Origin of the sequence: Pimelobacter simplex (assembly GCF_024662235.1) — a bacterium.
Classification (GTDB): domain Bacteria; phylum Actinomycetota; class Actinomycetes; order Propionibacteriales; family Nocardioidaceae; genus Nocardioides.
On sequence record NZ_CP096276.1, the window covers coordinates 4,774,760 to 4,788,998 of the forward strand.

General features: G+C 73.1%; 11 protein-coding genes. 4 read left to right on the forward strand and 7 right to left on the reverse strand.

Going from position 1 to position 14,239, the window contains the following annotated elements; genetic code table 11:
• Positions 1 to 20 precede the first annotated feature (20 nt).
• A complete protein-coding gene (mftD, locus tag M0M48_RS23370; protein WP_257752962.1) occupies positions 21 to 1,202 on the reverse strand; it encodes a pre-mycofactocin synthase MftD in 1,182 nt (393 codons plus the stop codon).
• 249 nt (positions 1,203 to 1,451) lie between these two features.
• Between mftD and M0M48_RS23375 the strand changes: the two genes are divergently transcribed.
• Genes M0M48_RS23375 through M0M48_RS23385 form a run of 3 tightly spaced genes read left to right on the forward strand, consistent with a single transcriptional unit; the run spans position 1,452 to position 5,047 of the window.
• Positions 1,452 to 2,744: a glutamine synthetase family protein gene (locus M0M48_RS23375; protein WP_257752963.1), complete on the forward strand. Its 1,293-nt coding sequence runs from the start codon at positions 1,452 to 1,454 to the stop codon at positions 2,742 to 2,744.
• On the forward strand, positions 2,734 to 3,891 hold the full coding sequence (locus M0M48_RS23380; RefSeq protein ID WP_257752964.1) for an amidohydrolase family protein: 1,158 nt from the start codon (positions 2,734 to 2,736) through the stop codon (positions 3,889 to 3,891). Before M0M48_RS23375 ends, M0M48_RS23380 begins: the two co-directional genes overlap by 11 nt.
• Positions 3,884 to 5,047 (forward strand): M20 metallopeptidase family protein, encoded by a 1,164-nt coding sequence (locus tag M0M48_RS23385; protein ID WP_215812215.1) that lies wholly within the window; start codon positions 3,884 to 3,886, stop codon positions 5,045 to 5,047. Before M0M48_RS23380 ends, M0M48_RS23385 begins: the two co-directional genes overlap by 8 nt.
• 2 nt (positions 5,048 to 5,049) lie before the next feature.
• Here M0M48_RS23385 and M0M48_RS23390 read toward each other — a convergent pair whose 3' ends face one another.
• From M0M48_RS23390 to M0M48_RS23410, 5 genes are all read right to left on the reverse strand, one after another.
• A complete protein-coding gene (locus tag M0M48_RS23390; protein WP_257752965.1) occupies positions 5,050 to 6,486 on the reverse strand; it encodes a hypothetical protein in 1,437 nt (478 codons plus the stop codon).
• Positions 6,461 to 7,168, reverse strand: coding sequence for an ABC transporter ATP-binding protein (locus tag M0M48_RS23395; RefSeq protein WP_215812213.1), 708 nt, complete (start codon positions 7,166 to 7,168; stop codon positions 6,461 to 6,463). Before M0M48_RS23395 ends, M0M48_RS23390 begins: the two co-directional genes overlap by 26 nt.
• A 70-nt stretch (positions 7,169 to 7,238) precedes the next feature.
• Positions 7,239 to 8,399, reverse strand: coding sequence for an LCP family protein (locus M0M48_RS23400; protein ID WP_257752966.1), 1,161 nt, complete (start codon positions 8,397 to 8,399; stop codon positions 7,239 to 7,241).
• Between the two features lie 81 nt (positions 8,400 to 8,480).
• Positions 8,481 to 10,667 (reverse strand): 3-hydroxyacyl-CoA dehydrogenase NAD-binding domain-containing protein, encoded by a 2,187-nt coding sequence (locus M0M48_RS23405; protein WP_257752967.1) that lies wholly within the window; start codon positions 10,665 to 10,667, stop codon positions 8,481 to 8,483.
• Between the two features lie 40 nt (positions 10,668 to 10,707).
• Positions 10,708 to 11,919: an acetyl-CoA C-acetyltransferase gene (locus tag M0M48_RS23410; protein WP_215812211.1), complete on the reverse strand. Its 1,212-nt coding sequence runs from the start codon at positions 11,917 to 11,919 to the stop codon at positions 10,708 to 10,710.
• A gap of 65 nt (positions 11,920 to 11,984) precedes the next feature.
• On the opposite strand from M0M48_RS23410, the gene M0M48_RS23415 reads away from it, so the two are divergent.
• Complete coding sequence (locus tag M0M48_RS23415) at positions 11,985 to 12,722, forward strand: MerR family transcriptional regulator (RefSeq protein ID WP_215812210.1); 738 nt, start codon at positions 11,985 to 11,987, stop codon at positions 12,720 to 12,722.
• A 24-nt stretch (positions 12,723 to 12,746) separates the two neighbouring features.
• Here the strand turns inward: M0M48_RS23415 and M0M48_RS23420 are convergent, their stop codons facing one another.
• Complete coding sequence (locus tag M0M48_RS23420; RefSeq protein ID WP_257752968.1) at positions 12,747 to 14,198, reverse strand: DEAD/DEAH box helicase; 1,452 nt, start codon at positions 14,196 to 14,198, stop codon at positions 12,747 to 12,749.
• Positions 14,199 to 14,239: the final 41 nt, after the last annotated feature.

Here is a 14,239-nt window from a genome sequence, read left to right on the forward strand (position 1 = left end):
TCCGTGGGTCGCCAGGCGGGTCAGCTCGCCGGCGGGACGAAGAAGTGCGGGTTGAGCACCATCAGGTCCTCGCGGCTCAGCTCCGAGATCGAGCTGCGCCCGATACCGAACATGGTCTCGCGGATGCCGCTGCGCAGGATCTGCAGGACCTCGTGGACGCCGTCCTCGCCGTTGACCGCGAGGCCGTAGAGGAAGGCGCGGCCCACGAAGACGGCCCGGGCACCGAGCGCGAGCGCCTTGACGACGTCCGAGCCACGGCGGATGCCGCCGTCGAGGGTGACCTCGACCTGGTCGCCGACCGCGTCGACGATGCTCGGCAGGTAGCGCAGCGGCGAGGGGCTGCCGTCGATGTTGTTGCCGCCGTGGTTGGAGATGCCGATGGCGTCGGCACCCAGGTCGACGCAGAGCTTGGCGTCCTTGACCGTGTTGATGCCCTTGACCATGAACGGGCCGCCCCACAGCTCACGGAGCCACTTGACGTCGTCCCAGGTGGGGGCGGGCGTCTCCTCGAAGCGCGACCACGCGGCGCCGAAGTACGGCGTCGAGCCGTCGAGCTCGAACAGGTTGGGCACCTTGAGGTCGGGGATCCGGCCGCGGCGCAGGTAGCTGCCGAACCAGAGCGGCCGGGAGAGCGCCTCGGGCGCGAGCTCGGTCATCGTGCGCAGCTTCATGTCGCTCGGCGGGGCCGGGGGCACGCCCCAGTCGCGGCGCGGGGTGTGCGACCAGTCGAGGGTGACGATGAGCGCCTTGGCGCCGGCGGCACGGGCCGCCTCGACGCGGGCCTCGATCTCGGCCTTGGTGCCGACCCAGTAGAGCTGGAAGATCGTCTTGTCGTTGGCGCGGGCGACCTCGGTGACCGGGTCGGAGGCCCACGAGCTGAGGCCGACCGCCGTCCCGGCGCGGGCGGCGGCGCGGGCGACACCGATCTCACCGTCGGGGTGGATCGCCTGGGCACCGACCGGGGAGATGACGACCGGGAAGTCGATGTCGAGACCCAGCAGGGAGGTCTTCAGGTCGATGCTCGTCGGCCGGTCGAAGACCGTGGGCGAGAAGCCGAGCTCGTTGAACGCCTGGATGTTCTCGTCCAGCGTCCAGCCCTGCTCGTTGCCGGCCTTGACGGCCAGCCAGACCGCACGCGGCAGCCGACGCTTGGCCAGTCGCTCGGCCTCCGCGAGGTTGCGGAACCGGATGCGCTTGCTCATCGGGGAACTCCTTCGACAGTGGTGAGACCCGGATCACCGTAGGCTGAAACGTTTCTTACGGCAATACCCTTCGGAGAACTTTCTGTAACGGCCGTGCCAGTCCCGCGCACCCGGGATGAGATGATCGAGAGCAGCACAGATTCGTAACGTCCATTGCAGAACCGATCTCTTGACCTGATCCTGTAATGCGTGTACCAATCGTGCTAGCCGGTGCGCGGACGTACCTGCTCCCGACCGAGAAGGTGGACGATGACCCCCGACCAGACGCTCTTCGTCGCGACCAGCGACCTCGCCGGCCAGCTGCGCGGACGCTCGGTGCCCGCGGCCGCCGCGGACTCCGTCCTCCAGCGCGGCGTCGGCTGGGTTCCCGCGGACCTGGCCATCACCGCCTTCGGCACGATCGCGCCCAACGTCTTCGGCTCGACCGGCGACCTCAAGCTGATGCCCGACGCCTCGACCCGGGTCGAGATCCCCGCCCGCGGCGAGGACCCTGCGGTGTCGCTGGTGCTCGCCGACCAGACCGAGTCCGACGGCTCCCCCTGGGCGTGCTGCCCGCGGACGTTCGCGCGCCAGGCACTCGACGACCTGCGCGCCGCCACCGGGCTCGAGGTGACCGCCTCGTTCGAGCACGAGTTCATGGTCGACGGGCTGCCCGCGACCGCGCCCTTCTCGTTCGCCCGGCACCGCAGCATCGAGCCCTTCGGCTCCGAGCTGGTCGCACTGCTGGCCGCGACCGGCCTCCAGCCCGAGAACTGGCTCCCCGAGTACGGCGCCGACCAGTTCGAGGTGACCCTCGAGCCGGCGCCCGGCCTGGCCGCCGCCGACCGCGCCGTGCTGGTCAAGGAGCTCGTCCGCGACCTGGCCCGCCGGCACGGCCGCACCGTCACCTTCGCCCCGCTCACCCACCCCGACGGCAGCGGCAACGGCGTCCACGTGCACCTCTCGCTCCAGACCGCCGACGGCGCCCCGGCGCTCTATGACCCGGCCGCCCCCGCGGCGCTGAGCGAGGTCGGCCGGCGCTTCGCCGCGGGCATCCTCGCCCACGCCCAGGCGCTGCTCGCCTTCACCGCGCCCAGCCCGGTGTCGTACCTGCGGCTGACCCCGCACCGCTGGAGCGCCGGCGGCGTCTTCCTCGCCGAGCGCAACCGCGAGGCGCTCCTGCGCATCTGCCCGACCAGCACCGCCGGCGGCGGCAACCCCGCGCGCCAGTACAACCTGGAGTTCCGCGCCGCCGACGCGACCGCGAACCCCTGGCTCACCCTCGGCGTGCTCATCCGGGCCGGCCTGGCCGGCATCACCGGCGAGCTGCCCGACCCGACCATCTGGCCCGAGACGGTCACCGAGGACGAGCTGGCCGGCGTACCGCTGCTGCCCAAGGACCTCCCCGCCGCCCTCGACGACCTGGCCGCCGACCCGGTCGTCACCGGCTGGTTCCACCCCGACCTGCTCGACACCCACGTCTCCGTCAAGCGCGCCGAGCTCGCCGCCGTGGCCGAGCTGTCCGACGTCGAGCGCTGCGCGAGGTTCGCCGATGTCTACTGATCCCTCCCCCGCGCTCGCCGAGGCGATCGGCGCGCTGCGCCTGGTCGACCACCACGTGCACTCCGCGCTCGCGGCCCCCGTCGGGCTGGCCGAGCTCGGCGACCTGCTCACCGAGTCCGACCGGCCGGCCGCGGCCGGCACCTCGCCCTTCGACACCCAGGTCGCGTTCGCCGTACGACGGCACTGCGCGCCGCTGCTCGGCCTCGACCCGCACGCCCCCGTCGAGGACTACGTCGCCGCGCGCGCCGCACTCCCCACCGACGAGGTCGACCGGCGCCTGCTCGGCGCGGCCGGCGTCGAGCGCTGGCTGATCGACACCGGCTTCCGCGGTGACGCCCTGGTCAGCCTCGACGACTTCGGCGCCCGGGTCCCCGGCGCGTCCGTCGAGGAGATCGTTCGCCTGGAGACCGTGCTCGAGTCGGTGGCCCGCGACGGCGACGCCGCCGGCCTCGAGGACCGCTTCCTCGCTGCTCTCGCGCGCGCCACCGCCGGCGCCGCGGGCCTGAAGTCGGTCATCGCCTACCGGCACGGCTTCGAGTTCGACCCTGCGCGGCCCTCGTCCGACGAGGTTCGCGAGGCCGCGTCGCACTGGCTCGCCGCGCTCGAGGACGAGACCGTCGTCCCCCGCGTCGACCACCCGGTCCTGCTGCGGATGCTGCTCTGGCACGGCATCGACACCGGCCTGCCGATCCAGCTCCACGCCGGCTTCGGCGACCCCGACCTCGACCTGCGCCGCTGCGACCCGCTGCTGCTCGCCGACTGGCTGCGCCTCGTGGAGCCGTCGGGCAGCGACGTCCTGCTGCTGCACTGCTACCCCTTCCAGCGCCAGGCGGGCTTCCTGGCCCAGGCGTTCCCGCACGTCTACCTCGACGTCGGTCTCGCGGTGAACTACACCGGCGCCGCCTCCCCCGCGGTGCTGGCCGAGTCGCTCGAGCTCGCGCCGTTCGGCAAGGTCCTCTACTCCTCCGACGCCTGGGGTCCCTCCGAGCTGCACCTGCTCGGTGCCGTGCTCTGGCGGCGCGGGATGACCGAGGTCCTCTCCCGCTGGGTCGCCACCGGCGAGTGGTCGGTCGCGGACGCGGTCCGCGTCGCCACCCTGGTCGGCCGCGACAACGCCGAACGCGTCTACGGAGGCCGTCGTGGCTGACATCTGGGCCGTCCTCGACAGCCACCTCGCCGAGGCCGCCGTGCTGCGCCAGGCCCTGCACCAGCAGCCGGACCTCTCCGGCGACGAGTCCCTCACCCGCGACCTCGTGCTCCAGGCGCTGCCCGGTACGTCGACGCCGGTCAAGGTCGCCGAGACCGGCGCCGTGCTCCGGATCGGCGGGCCCGGCCCCTGCGTCGGCGTCCGCGGCGAGATGGACGCGCTGCCCGTCACCGAGGCGACCGGCGTCCCCTGGACCTCCCAGAACCCCGGTGTCATGCACGCCTGCGGGCACGACGTCCACCTGGCCGCGCTCGTCGCGGTGGCCCGGACGATCCACGAGGTCGGCGCCCCGGTGCCGCTGCTCGTCGTGCTCCAGCCGCGCGAGGAGACCTATCCCTCCGGCGCCAAGGACATCGCCGAGCACGGCGTGCTCGACGCCGAGGAGTGCGTCGTGATGATCGGCGCCCACATCCAGCCGGCGCTGCCGGCCGGCGTCGTCGCCTGCGTGCCGGGCGGGGTCAACGCCTCGTCCGACGAGTTCGAGATCGTCGTGCGCGGCGAGTCCGGGCATGCGGCGTACCCGCACCTGGCCGACGATCCGCTGCTCGCCCTGGCCGAGACCGTGGTCGCGCTCCAGAGCGTGGTCAGCCGGTCGGTCGACCCGATGCGCTCGGCCGTCGTGGGCGTCTCGTCGTTCCAGGCCGGCCAGGCCGCGAACGTCGTACCGGACGTCGCGCGGGCCACCGGCACCATCCGGGCCCTCGCCTCCGAGACCCGCGCCCTGCTCCACGAGCGGATCGTGTCGGTCTCCGAGAACATCGCCCGCGCGCACGACTGCGAGGCCGAGGTCCGGATCACCGTCGGCGAGCCGGTCCTCGAGAACGACCCGCGCCTCGTCGAGGTCGTCGCCGCCCAGCTCAGCTCCCAGGGCATGCCGGTCTCGACCGACCTGCGCTCGCTCGGCGCCGACGACTTCTCGTTCTTCTCCGAGCGGATGCCGGCGACGATGATGTTCGTCGGCAGCGAGACCGACACCTCGCTGCACACGGCGACCTTCCTGCCCAGCGAGGCGGACCTGCGGGCCGTCGCGCGGGCGCTGCTCGCGGGCTACCTCGGCGGCGCGGCGCGGGTGGCCGAGGGGATCGTCACGCCCTGAGCTCAGGCCGCCACCACGGCGACCACGGCCGCGCGTCGTACGGGATCGGCCCAGCGACGCGCGGCCCGCACGATCCGCAGCGCCGAGACGGCGAGCAAGACCGCCGCCGCGGCGAGGAGCAGGTCGATCCGGGCCGCACCGGCCAGCCCGCCGAGCAGCAGCCCGGTCAGGGTCGTGGCGACGGCGAGCCGGATCGAGTAGCCGACCATCGCCAGCGGCGGCGCCGGCGTGGCCCGTGCCGAGCGGAGGTCGACCGCGTGGGGCCGAGCCGCGGACCAGCGCAGCGCCGCGGAGACGGCCTGGCCGACCACCACCGCGAGCGCGAGGACGACGGCGAGCGCCTCCGCCGCGGACGGCCGCCCCGCGCGCACCGCCCCCAGCACCAGCGTGAGCAGGCCGCCCCCGAGGAGCACCTCGGCCAGCACCCACACCCGGGCGGCCACGACCGTGCCCGGCGGCACCGGCAGCGACTCGCGCCAGAGCAGGCCACGGCCGTCGAGGCACCACAGGTTCACCCCGAAGAGCAGCACGCAGCCCGACGCCACCAGGCCCGGCATCAGCACGAGCATCGGCCACTCCAGCCCGCCCGCCAGGGCGACCGCACCCGGCGCGACGCCGAGGAACAGCGTGCCCCGGCGCAGCGGGACGCTGCGCCACACCGAGGCCCGGTCGATCCGGCGCACCATGGCCAGGTCCGAGGCGGGCGTCGGCCGGGCGGGATGGAGCCGGGTCTCACGGCGTACCTCGTCGCGGGGCGCGAGCCGTGCGGCCGCCACGGCGAGGACCCCGCCGAGGGCGACCAGGGCACCGGCCGCGACGAGCAGCAGGACCACGGTGCTCGCCCGCGCCCCCGCTCCGCCGTCGACGATCACCGCGGCGACCGGCAGCGTCGGGGCGAGGCCGACACCGGCCAGCGGCAGCGCGAGCCAGGCGAGGACCCGGCGCCGGCGCAGCCACTCCGCGGCCCAGCCGACGGCCTGGGCCAGCGCGGTCACGGCGAGCAGCCAGGCCAGCGTCACCGGCTGGGCCGCGACGCCGCCCGTCGCGGCCACCAGGCCGAGCAGCGCCCACGCCTGGATCAGCCAGCCCGCGCTCAGCGGGGCGAGCAGCAGCGCGCCGAGGTGGTCGGTGACCGGGCCGACCGGGTGCACCGCGGCCGGGTCCCGGGCCAGCAGCTCGCGACCTCCGCCCGCGGCCACCGCACCGCCGACGGCGACCAGGACGATCGCGGCGAGTGCCGGGCGGACCAGCCGGTCGAGGTCGCCGGGCACCGCGAACGCGGCCGGCAGCGTCGCCGCGGCCACGGTGACCACGACGAGCGCGGCCAGGGCGACCGCGACGGTGCGTGGGCGTCGTACGGTGGCGGCGCGGAACCACAGCAGGTGCCGCAGGTCCGCGCCCGAGCGGCGCAGCTCAGGCCAGGAGAGCGCGGTACGCACGGGCGCCCTCGTCGCCGCTCATGAAGCCGGCCGGCACGGTCGCCATCCGGACCCCGCCACGCAGCACCGCGACCTCCGCGCACACCTGGACCGCGAGATCGCGCAGGTGGGTCGAGACCAGGACGCCCGCACCCCGCGAGCGCGCGTCCTCGATCACGCCGAAGGTCGCCTCGACCCCGATCGGGTCGACGCCGTCGAAGGGCTCGTCGAGCAGCAGCACCGCCGGCTCGTGCAGCGCCGCGAGGACCACGCTCAGCCGCCGGCACATGCCGTGGCTGAAGCCCGCGGTCACCCGGTGCGCCACGCCGCCGAGGTCGAAGGTCTCCAGGAGCCGGCGCCCGCGGTCCTCCCAGCCGGTGAGCCGGCGCAGCCGGGCGCTCAGCTGGAGGTGCTCCCACGGCGTCGCCCGCGGCACCAGGCCGCCCACGTCGGGGCAGTAGCCGACCGCACGCTTGGCCTCGAGCGGCACCGCCCGGATGTCGTACCCGGCGACGTGGGCGGTGCCCCCGCTCGGCGGTACGACGCCCGCGAGCACCCGCATCGTCGTCGACTTGCCCGCGCCGTTGCGGCCGAGCAGCGCCAGCGCCTGGCCCGGCTCGACCCGCAGGTCCACGCCCGCCACGGCCTCGACCGTCCCGAACCGCACGCGCAGCCCGGTCACCTCGACCGCGGGCGTCGTCACGACTCCCACGCCGGTGGGATCGGCACCGCCGGTCCGGACCTGAGCGGTCCGTGCGGACCGGGCCGCCCGGTCAGGAGCAGAGGCCCGCCTTGTCCCGCTCCTCGGCGGACAGCCCGCCGCCACCGGTGGCCTGCCCGCCCGGCTTGCCCGACGGCGACGCGGTGGCCGAGCCCGACGGCGTCCCCGAGGGCGTCCCCGACGACGAGGCCGCGCCACCGGACGGCGACCCGCCCGCGCTCAGCGAGCCGGCCAGGAACTCCCGGGTGAGCGGCTTGTCGTCGATGACCAGCGGCCACAGCCGCTTGACCGACGGCAGCCACTCGACCCCGCCGCTGACCTTGTCGGTGTCGAGCGTCCACGGCGTGGTGATGAACTTGATGTCGTCGGGGTCGATGCTCTTGGCGCTCGTGGCCACCTTGGCCATCTGGGCGACGGACTTGAAGTCGGTCTGGAGCTGGGTGGTCGCGGCGTCGATGAAGCTGACGATCCGGTCGGGCCGGGCGAGCATGCCGCCGCTGAGCGCCTTGTCGATCATGGCGCCGATCAGGGCCTGCTGGCGGCGGGTCCGGTAGGGGTCGATCCCGTCGCTGACGCCGTAGCGCACCCGGGCGTAGTCGAGCGCCTCCGCGCCATCGACCTCGCGGGTGCCGGCGTCGAGGTGGATGTTGCCGGTGGTGTCGTTGATCTCGCGAGGGACGCAGATCTCGACGCCGTCGAGCGCGTTGACCATGTCCTTGAACTGGCTGAAGTCGACGACGACGAACTTGTCCACGTGGATGCCGGTGAGCTGCTCGAGCTGCTGGCGGGTGCAGCCGGGGCCGCCGACCTGGTACGCCTGGTTCCACTTCTCGTACGTCGTCGCGGCCGGGATCTCGCTGCCGTCGGCCCGGTAGCAGGTCGGCCGCATCACCGCCGTGTCGCGCGGGATCGAGATGCCGTAGGCGAACGTCCGGTCGGCCGAGAGGTGGAAGAGGATCGTGGTGTCGGACAGGCCGCCCCCGGCCTCGCTGTCGATCTTGCAGCCCGCGCAGTCGCGGGTGTCGGTGCCCATCACCAGGATGTTGAGCGCCTTGGTCTTCTGGACCGGGCGGTTCTTGCCGATCACGTCCGGGTGCTCGAGGTTGCCGTTCCAGTCGTTGTAGACGAGGACGACGCCCACACCCGTGAGGAGCGCGAGCCCGAGCAGGCTCGCGGCGATCACGCTGAGCACCGTGCGGCGCGGCCGTTCCATGTCCGGAAAGGTACCGGGCCGGTCCGAACGAGTTGCCTCGTTCGGACCGGCCCGTGGTCCCGCAGGTGGCTCAGCCGTGGCTCAGGCGGGGAAGCCCTTGCCCGAGGCCGCCAGCTCGCGCAGCCACGGCGTCGCGGCGAAGCGGTCACCGTAGGTCGCGGCCAGCTCGTCGGCCCGCTTGAGGAAGGCGTTGAGCCCGACCTCACCGGTGGCCTTGTCCTCGTAGCCGGTCATGAACTGCGCCGCGCCACCGGTCATCGGCGGGAAGCCGATGCCCATGATCGAGCCGATGTTGGCCGCAGCAGCCGAGGTGATGACGTTCTCCTCGAAGCACTTCGCGGTCTCGAGGGCCTCGGCGAAGAGCATCCGGTCGCGGACGTCCTGGATGTCGGGCTGCTCGGCGGCCACCGGGAACAGGTCGGCGAGACCGGCCCAGATGGAGCCGCGCTTGCCGTCCACGTAGTCGTAGAAGCCGGCTCCGCGCAGGCGACCCGCACGACCCGCCTCGAGCATCTTGCCGACCACGGCCTGGCCCGGGTGCACCGGCAGGTCGGGGTTGGCCTCGGTGGTGGCCTTGGCGATCTTGGCCATCAGCTCGAGGTTGAGCTCGTCGGAGAGCTGGAGCACCGGGGCCGGGTAGCCGGCCGAGGTGGTCGCCCGCTCGATCGTGTACGGCGCCACGCCCTCGGCGAGCATCGCCATGCCCTCGTTGACCATGTAGCCGATGACGCGCGAGGTGTAGAAGCCACGGCTGTCGTTGACCACGATCGGCGTCTTGCGGATCTGCAGGACGACGTCATACGCCTTGGCGAGCGCCTCGTCGGAGGTCTCCTTGCCGGCGATGATCTCTACCAGCGGCATCTTGTCGACCGGCGAGAAGAAGTGCAGGCCGATGAAGTTCGGCCGCTTCGCGGTGTCCTCGATGCCCTCGGCCAGGCCGCTGATCGGCAGGGTCGAGGTGTTGGAGCAGAGCAGCGCGTCGGGGTTGACGTGCGGCAGGATCTCGGCGAACACCTTGGCCTTGAGCGCCGGGTCCTCGAAGACGGCCTCGATGACGAGGTCGCAGCCGGCCAGGTCGGCCGGGTCGGCGGTCGGGGTGATCCGGTCGAGCAGCGCCTGGGACTTCTCCTCGGTCAGCTTGCCGCGCGAGATCGCCTTGGCGTTGATGCCCTCGCTGTAGGCCTTGCCCTTCTCGGCGTTCTCGATGGCGACGTCCTTGAGGACGACCTCCATGCCGGCCCGCGCGCAGACGTAGGCGATGCCCGCGCCCATCATGCCGGCGCCCAGGACGCCGACCTTGGCGGCCTTGTAGGGCTCGACGCCCTGCGGGCGCAGGGAGCCGGAGTTGATCGCCTGGAGGTCGAAGAAGAACGCCTGGATCATGTTCTTCGACGCCTGGTTGACGACCAGGTTGGTCAGGTAGCGCGACTCGATCCGCGAGGCGGTGTCGAAGTCGACCTGGGCACCCTCGACGGCCGCGGACAGGATCGCCCGGGCGGCGGGGTAGACGGCGCCCTTGGTCTGCTTGCGCAGCAGCGCCGGGAAGGCGGGCAGGAAGCCGGCCAGGGCCGGGGACTTCGGCGTACCGCCGGGCATCTTGTAGCCGGGGGCGTCCCACGGCGACAGCGCGGCCTCGGGGTTGGCCTTGATCCACGCCTTGGCAGCGGGGATCAGCTCGTCCTGGGTGGCGACGACCTCGTCGACGATGCCCTTGGCGAGCGCGGCGTCGATGCCGAACTGGGTGCCCTGGAGCAGGACGTCCATCAGCGCGGTCTGCAGGCCGAACTTGCGCACGGTGCGGGTCACGCCGCCACCGCCGGGCAGCAGGCCGAGGCTCGCCTCGGGCAGGCCGACCTTGTAGGAGCCGGCGACGGCGATCCGGCGCTGGGTCGCGAGGGTGATCTCGTAGCCACCGCCGAGCGCGGCGCCGTTGATGGCGGCGACGACCGGCTTGGGGAAGAGCTCGAGGCGGCGCAGGGCGGCCTTGATGCTCTCGCACTGGGCGAAGACCTCGCCCGCGTTGTCCTTGGTGGTCTGCACCATCAGCTTGAGGTCACCGCCAGCGAAGAAGGTCTTCTTGGCGGAGGCGACGACGACACCGGTGATGTCGTCCTGCTCGTCGTAGAGGCGCTCGACCGCGGCCGCCATGGAGGCGCGGTAGAGCTCGTTCATCGTGTTGGCGCTCTGGTTGGGGTCGTCGAGGGTCAGGGTGACGATGCCGTCGGCGTCCCGCTCGTAGCGCACTGCGGTCTGGGTGTCGGTGCTCAATGTCGTTCCTTGAGTTCGAGAGGTACGAGGGAGGGGGCGCTCAGACGCGCTCGACGATCGTGGCGATGCCCATACCGCCGCCCACGCAGAGCGTGGCGAGGCCGCGGCGCAGGTCGCGCCGCTCGAGCTCGTCGATCAGGGTGCCGAGGATCATCGCGCCGGTCGCGCCGAGCGGGTGACCCATGGCGATCGCGCCGCCGTTGACGTTGGTGATGTCGGGGCCGATGCCCATGTCGCGCATGAACCTCATGGCGACGGCGGCGAACGCCTCGTTGATCTCGAACAGGTCGATGTCGCCGACCTCGAGACCGGCCTTGGCCAGCGCCTTGCGGGCGGCCGGGGCGGGGCCGGTGAGCATGATGATCGGGTCCGCACCGGAGACCGCGGTCGCCAGGACGCGGGCGCGCGGGGTCAGGCCGAGGTCCTTGCCGACCTGCTCGTTGCCGATCAGGGTCAGCGCGGCGCCGTCGACGATGCCCGACGAGTTGCCGGCGTGGTGGACGTGGTTGATCTTCTCGAGCCAGTGGTACTTCTCGAGCGCCACGTCGTCGAAGCCGGCGTCGGCGCCGAGCTGGGCGAACGACGGCTTGAGGCCGGCCAGGCCCTCGACCGAGGTGCCGGGACGGACGGTCTCGTCACGGTCGAGCACGGTCAGCCCGCTGATGTCCTTGACCGGCACGAGCGCGCCGTCGAAGTAGCCGTTGGCCTGCGCCTTGGCGGCGCGGTGGTGGGACTCGGCGGCGAAGGCGTCGACGTCCTCGCGGCTCCAGCCCTCGATCGTGGCGATGAGGTCGGCACCGATGCCCTGCGGCACGAAGCCCGCCTTGAACGCCGTCGCCGGGTCGGAGGCCCAGGCGCCGCCGTCGGAGCCCATCGGCACCCGGCTCATGGACTCGACGCCACCGGCGATGATGAGGTCCTCGAAGCCACCGCGGACCCGGCCGGCGGCCTGGTTGACGGCCTCGAGGCCGGACGCGCAGAAGCGGTTGAGCTGGACGCCCGCGACGGTGTCGGGGTAGCCGGCCGCGATCGCGGCGGACTTGGCGATGTCGCCGCCCTGGTCGCCGATCGGCGAGACGACGCCGAGGATCACGTCGTCGACCCGGTTCGGGTCGAGACCGGGGTTGCGCTCCTTGACGGCGTCGAGGAGACCGACCGCGAGGTCGATCGGCTTCACCTCGTGGAGGGAGCCGTTGGCCTTGCCTCGGCCGCGCGGCGTGCGGAGGTGGTCGTACACGAATGCTTCTGCCATGACCGTCCTTGTTCTCTGCGTTTCTCGGCGGTGTCTCTGAGGACGATTGTGACACTATTACTGTCATGGTCAAGAGCGAGGGCCCAGGCGACGGTGTGACCCAGGACGCACCGGCGGACACGCTGCTCACCCTGGAGGAGCTCACCGCCCGGGTCGGGCTGTCGGTGCGCACGGTGCGCTTCTACACCTCGCGGGGGCTGGTGCCGCCGCCGATCCGGCGCGGCCGGTCCGGCTACTACGCCGCGGTGCACGTGGCGCGCATCGAGCTGGTCCTCGAGCTGCAGAGCCACGGCTTCACGCTGTCGGCGATCGAGAGGTACGTCGCCGGCATCCCCGACGACGCCACCCCCGAGGACATCGCGCTGGCCCGCACGATGCTCGCGCCGTGGCAGTCCGACCTGCCCGTCGAGATGGACCCGGCCCAGCTGGAGCAGAAGGCCGGCCGGGCGCTGAGCGCCGACGACATCGCCACGCTCCAGGCGCTGGGCGTGATCCGGCTGCGCGGGACGGCGTACCTGGTGGCGAGCAACCAGCTCGCGATCGGCGTCCGGCTGCTCGAGCTGGGGTTCCCGCGCGACGTCGCGGTCGCCGCGGCGCGGGTCTACCAGGAGCACGGCCAGCAGATGGCCGAGGAGCTCTACGCGGTCATCAACGACCAGCTCGCGCCGTTGTACGACAACGACAAGTCCGAGCACTTCCGCGAGATCATGGAGCGGCTCAAGCCGCTCTCGGTCGGCGGTCTGGTGACCGCCTACGAGGCCGCGGTCGCGCGGGCGGCACGGCAGCCGCGCCGGGTGCGCTGACCGCGACCTCGTCGAGCGGTTCGGTCAGCGCCGGCCGCTGAAGCTGGCGGCGCTGTGGCCGCCGCTCCCGGAGCCGCCACCGGCACCGGCGCCACGGCGCCGGCGGTTGCGGTTGCCGCCCTGGCCGCCGCCCGCCTTGGGGGCGCCGGAGGACTTGGCGCCGCCGCCGGACTTGGCACCGCCGCCGGACTTGGCCGCGGGCTTGGCACCGGAGCGCCGGTTGCGGTTGCGACCGCCGCCGCCACCGTTGCCCCCGTTGCCGCCGCCCTGGGGCGTGGCCGGGGTCAGGTCGATGCCGCCGGGGCGCGAGCGCTCGCCGGGGGCGAGGTCCTGCAGCACCGGGTGGTCGGGGCCCTGGACCCGCGTGGTGGTCGGCTTGATGCCGGCCGCGCGGGTGAGATCGCTGACGTCGCGACGCTGCTCGCTGGTCATCAGGGTGATGACGGTGCCGGCGGCACCGGCGCGCGCCGTACGACCGGAGCGGTGCAGGTAGGCCTTGTGCTCGGCCGGCGGGTCGGCGTGGACGACGAGCGCCACGTCGTCGACGTGGATGCCCCGGGCGGCGATGTCGGTGGCGACCAGCGTGGTGGCGGCACCGGTGTGGAACGCCTCCATGTTGCGGGTGCGCGCGCCCTGGCTGAGGTTGCCGTGCAGGTCGACGGCGGGGACGCCGTTCTTGTTGAGCTGGCGGGCCAGCGCCTTGGCGCCGTGCTTGGTCCGGGTGAAGACGACCGTGCGGCCGGGCGCGCTGACCAGGTCGAGCAGCACGGGCAGGCGCTGCTCGCGCTCGACGTGGAGCACGTGGTGGTCCATCTTGGCGACCGGCGACTGCGCCGAGTCGGCCTCGTGGACGGCGGGCTTGTCGAGGAAGCGCTTGACGAGCACGTTGATCGCGCCGTCGAGGGTGGCGGAGAACAGCATCCGCTGGCCGCCCTTGGGCGTCTGGTCGAGCAGGCGCCGTACGGCGGGCAGGAAGCCGAGGTCAGCCATGTGGTCGGCCTCGTCCAGCACGGTCACCTGGACGTCGGCGAGGCTGCAGTGGCCCTGGCCGATGAGGTCCTCGAGCCGGCCGGGGCAGGCGATGAGGATGTCGACGCCGTTGCGCAGGGCGTTGACCTGCGGGCCCTGGCCGACGCCGCCGAAGACGGTGGTGGTGCTGAGGCCGACGGCCTTGGCCAGCGGGGTGATGGTCGCGGCGATCTGCGAGGCGAGCTCACGGGTCGGCGCGAGGACCAGCGCGCGGGGGCGCTTGGGGGCGGGGCGACGGCGGCCGTCCGCGGCGAGGCGGGCGACGAGCGGGAGCCCGAAGGCGTAGGTCTTGCCCGACCCCGTACGACCGCGGCCGAGGACGTCGCGTCCGGTCAGGGAGTCCGGCAGCGTCGCCGCCTGGATCGGGGTGGGAACGGTGATCTGGTCGGCCGACAGGACGGCGAGCAGGTCAGTGGGCACGCCGAGCTCGGCGAAGGTGGTGGTCACGTGTTTCTCTCCGGGGACCGCAGCACGCGTCGGCGCGTTCC

Excerpts from the sequence above, each read along its gene's own strand:
- mftD (WP_257752962.1), bottom strand. The coding sequence starts at position 1,202 with ATGAGCAAGCGCATCCGGTTCCGCAACCTCGCGGAGGCCGAGCGACTG.
- M0M48_RS23375 (WP_257752963.1), top strand. The coding sequence starts at position 1,452 with ATGACCCCCGACCAGACGCTCTTCGTCGCGACCAGCGACCTCGCCGGC.
- M0M48_RS23380 (WP_257752964.1), top strand. The coding sequence starts at position 2,734 with ATGTCTACTGATCCCTCCCCCGCGCTCGCCGAGGCGATCGGCGCGCTG.
- M0M48_RS23400 (WP_257752966.1), bottom strand. The coding sequence starts at position 8,399 with ATGGAACGGCCGCGCCGCACGGTGCTCAGCGTGATCGCCGCGAGCCTG.
- M0M48_RS23410 (WP_215812211.1), bottom strand. The coding sequence starts at position 11,919 with ATGGCAGAAGCATTCGTGTACGACCACCTCCGCACGCCGCGCGGCCGA.
- M0M48_RS23415 (WP_215812210.1), top strand. The coding sequence starts at position 11,985 with ATGGTCAAGAGCGAGGGCCCAGGCGACGGTGTGACCCAGGACGCACCG.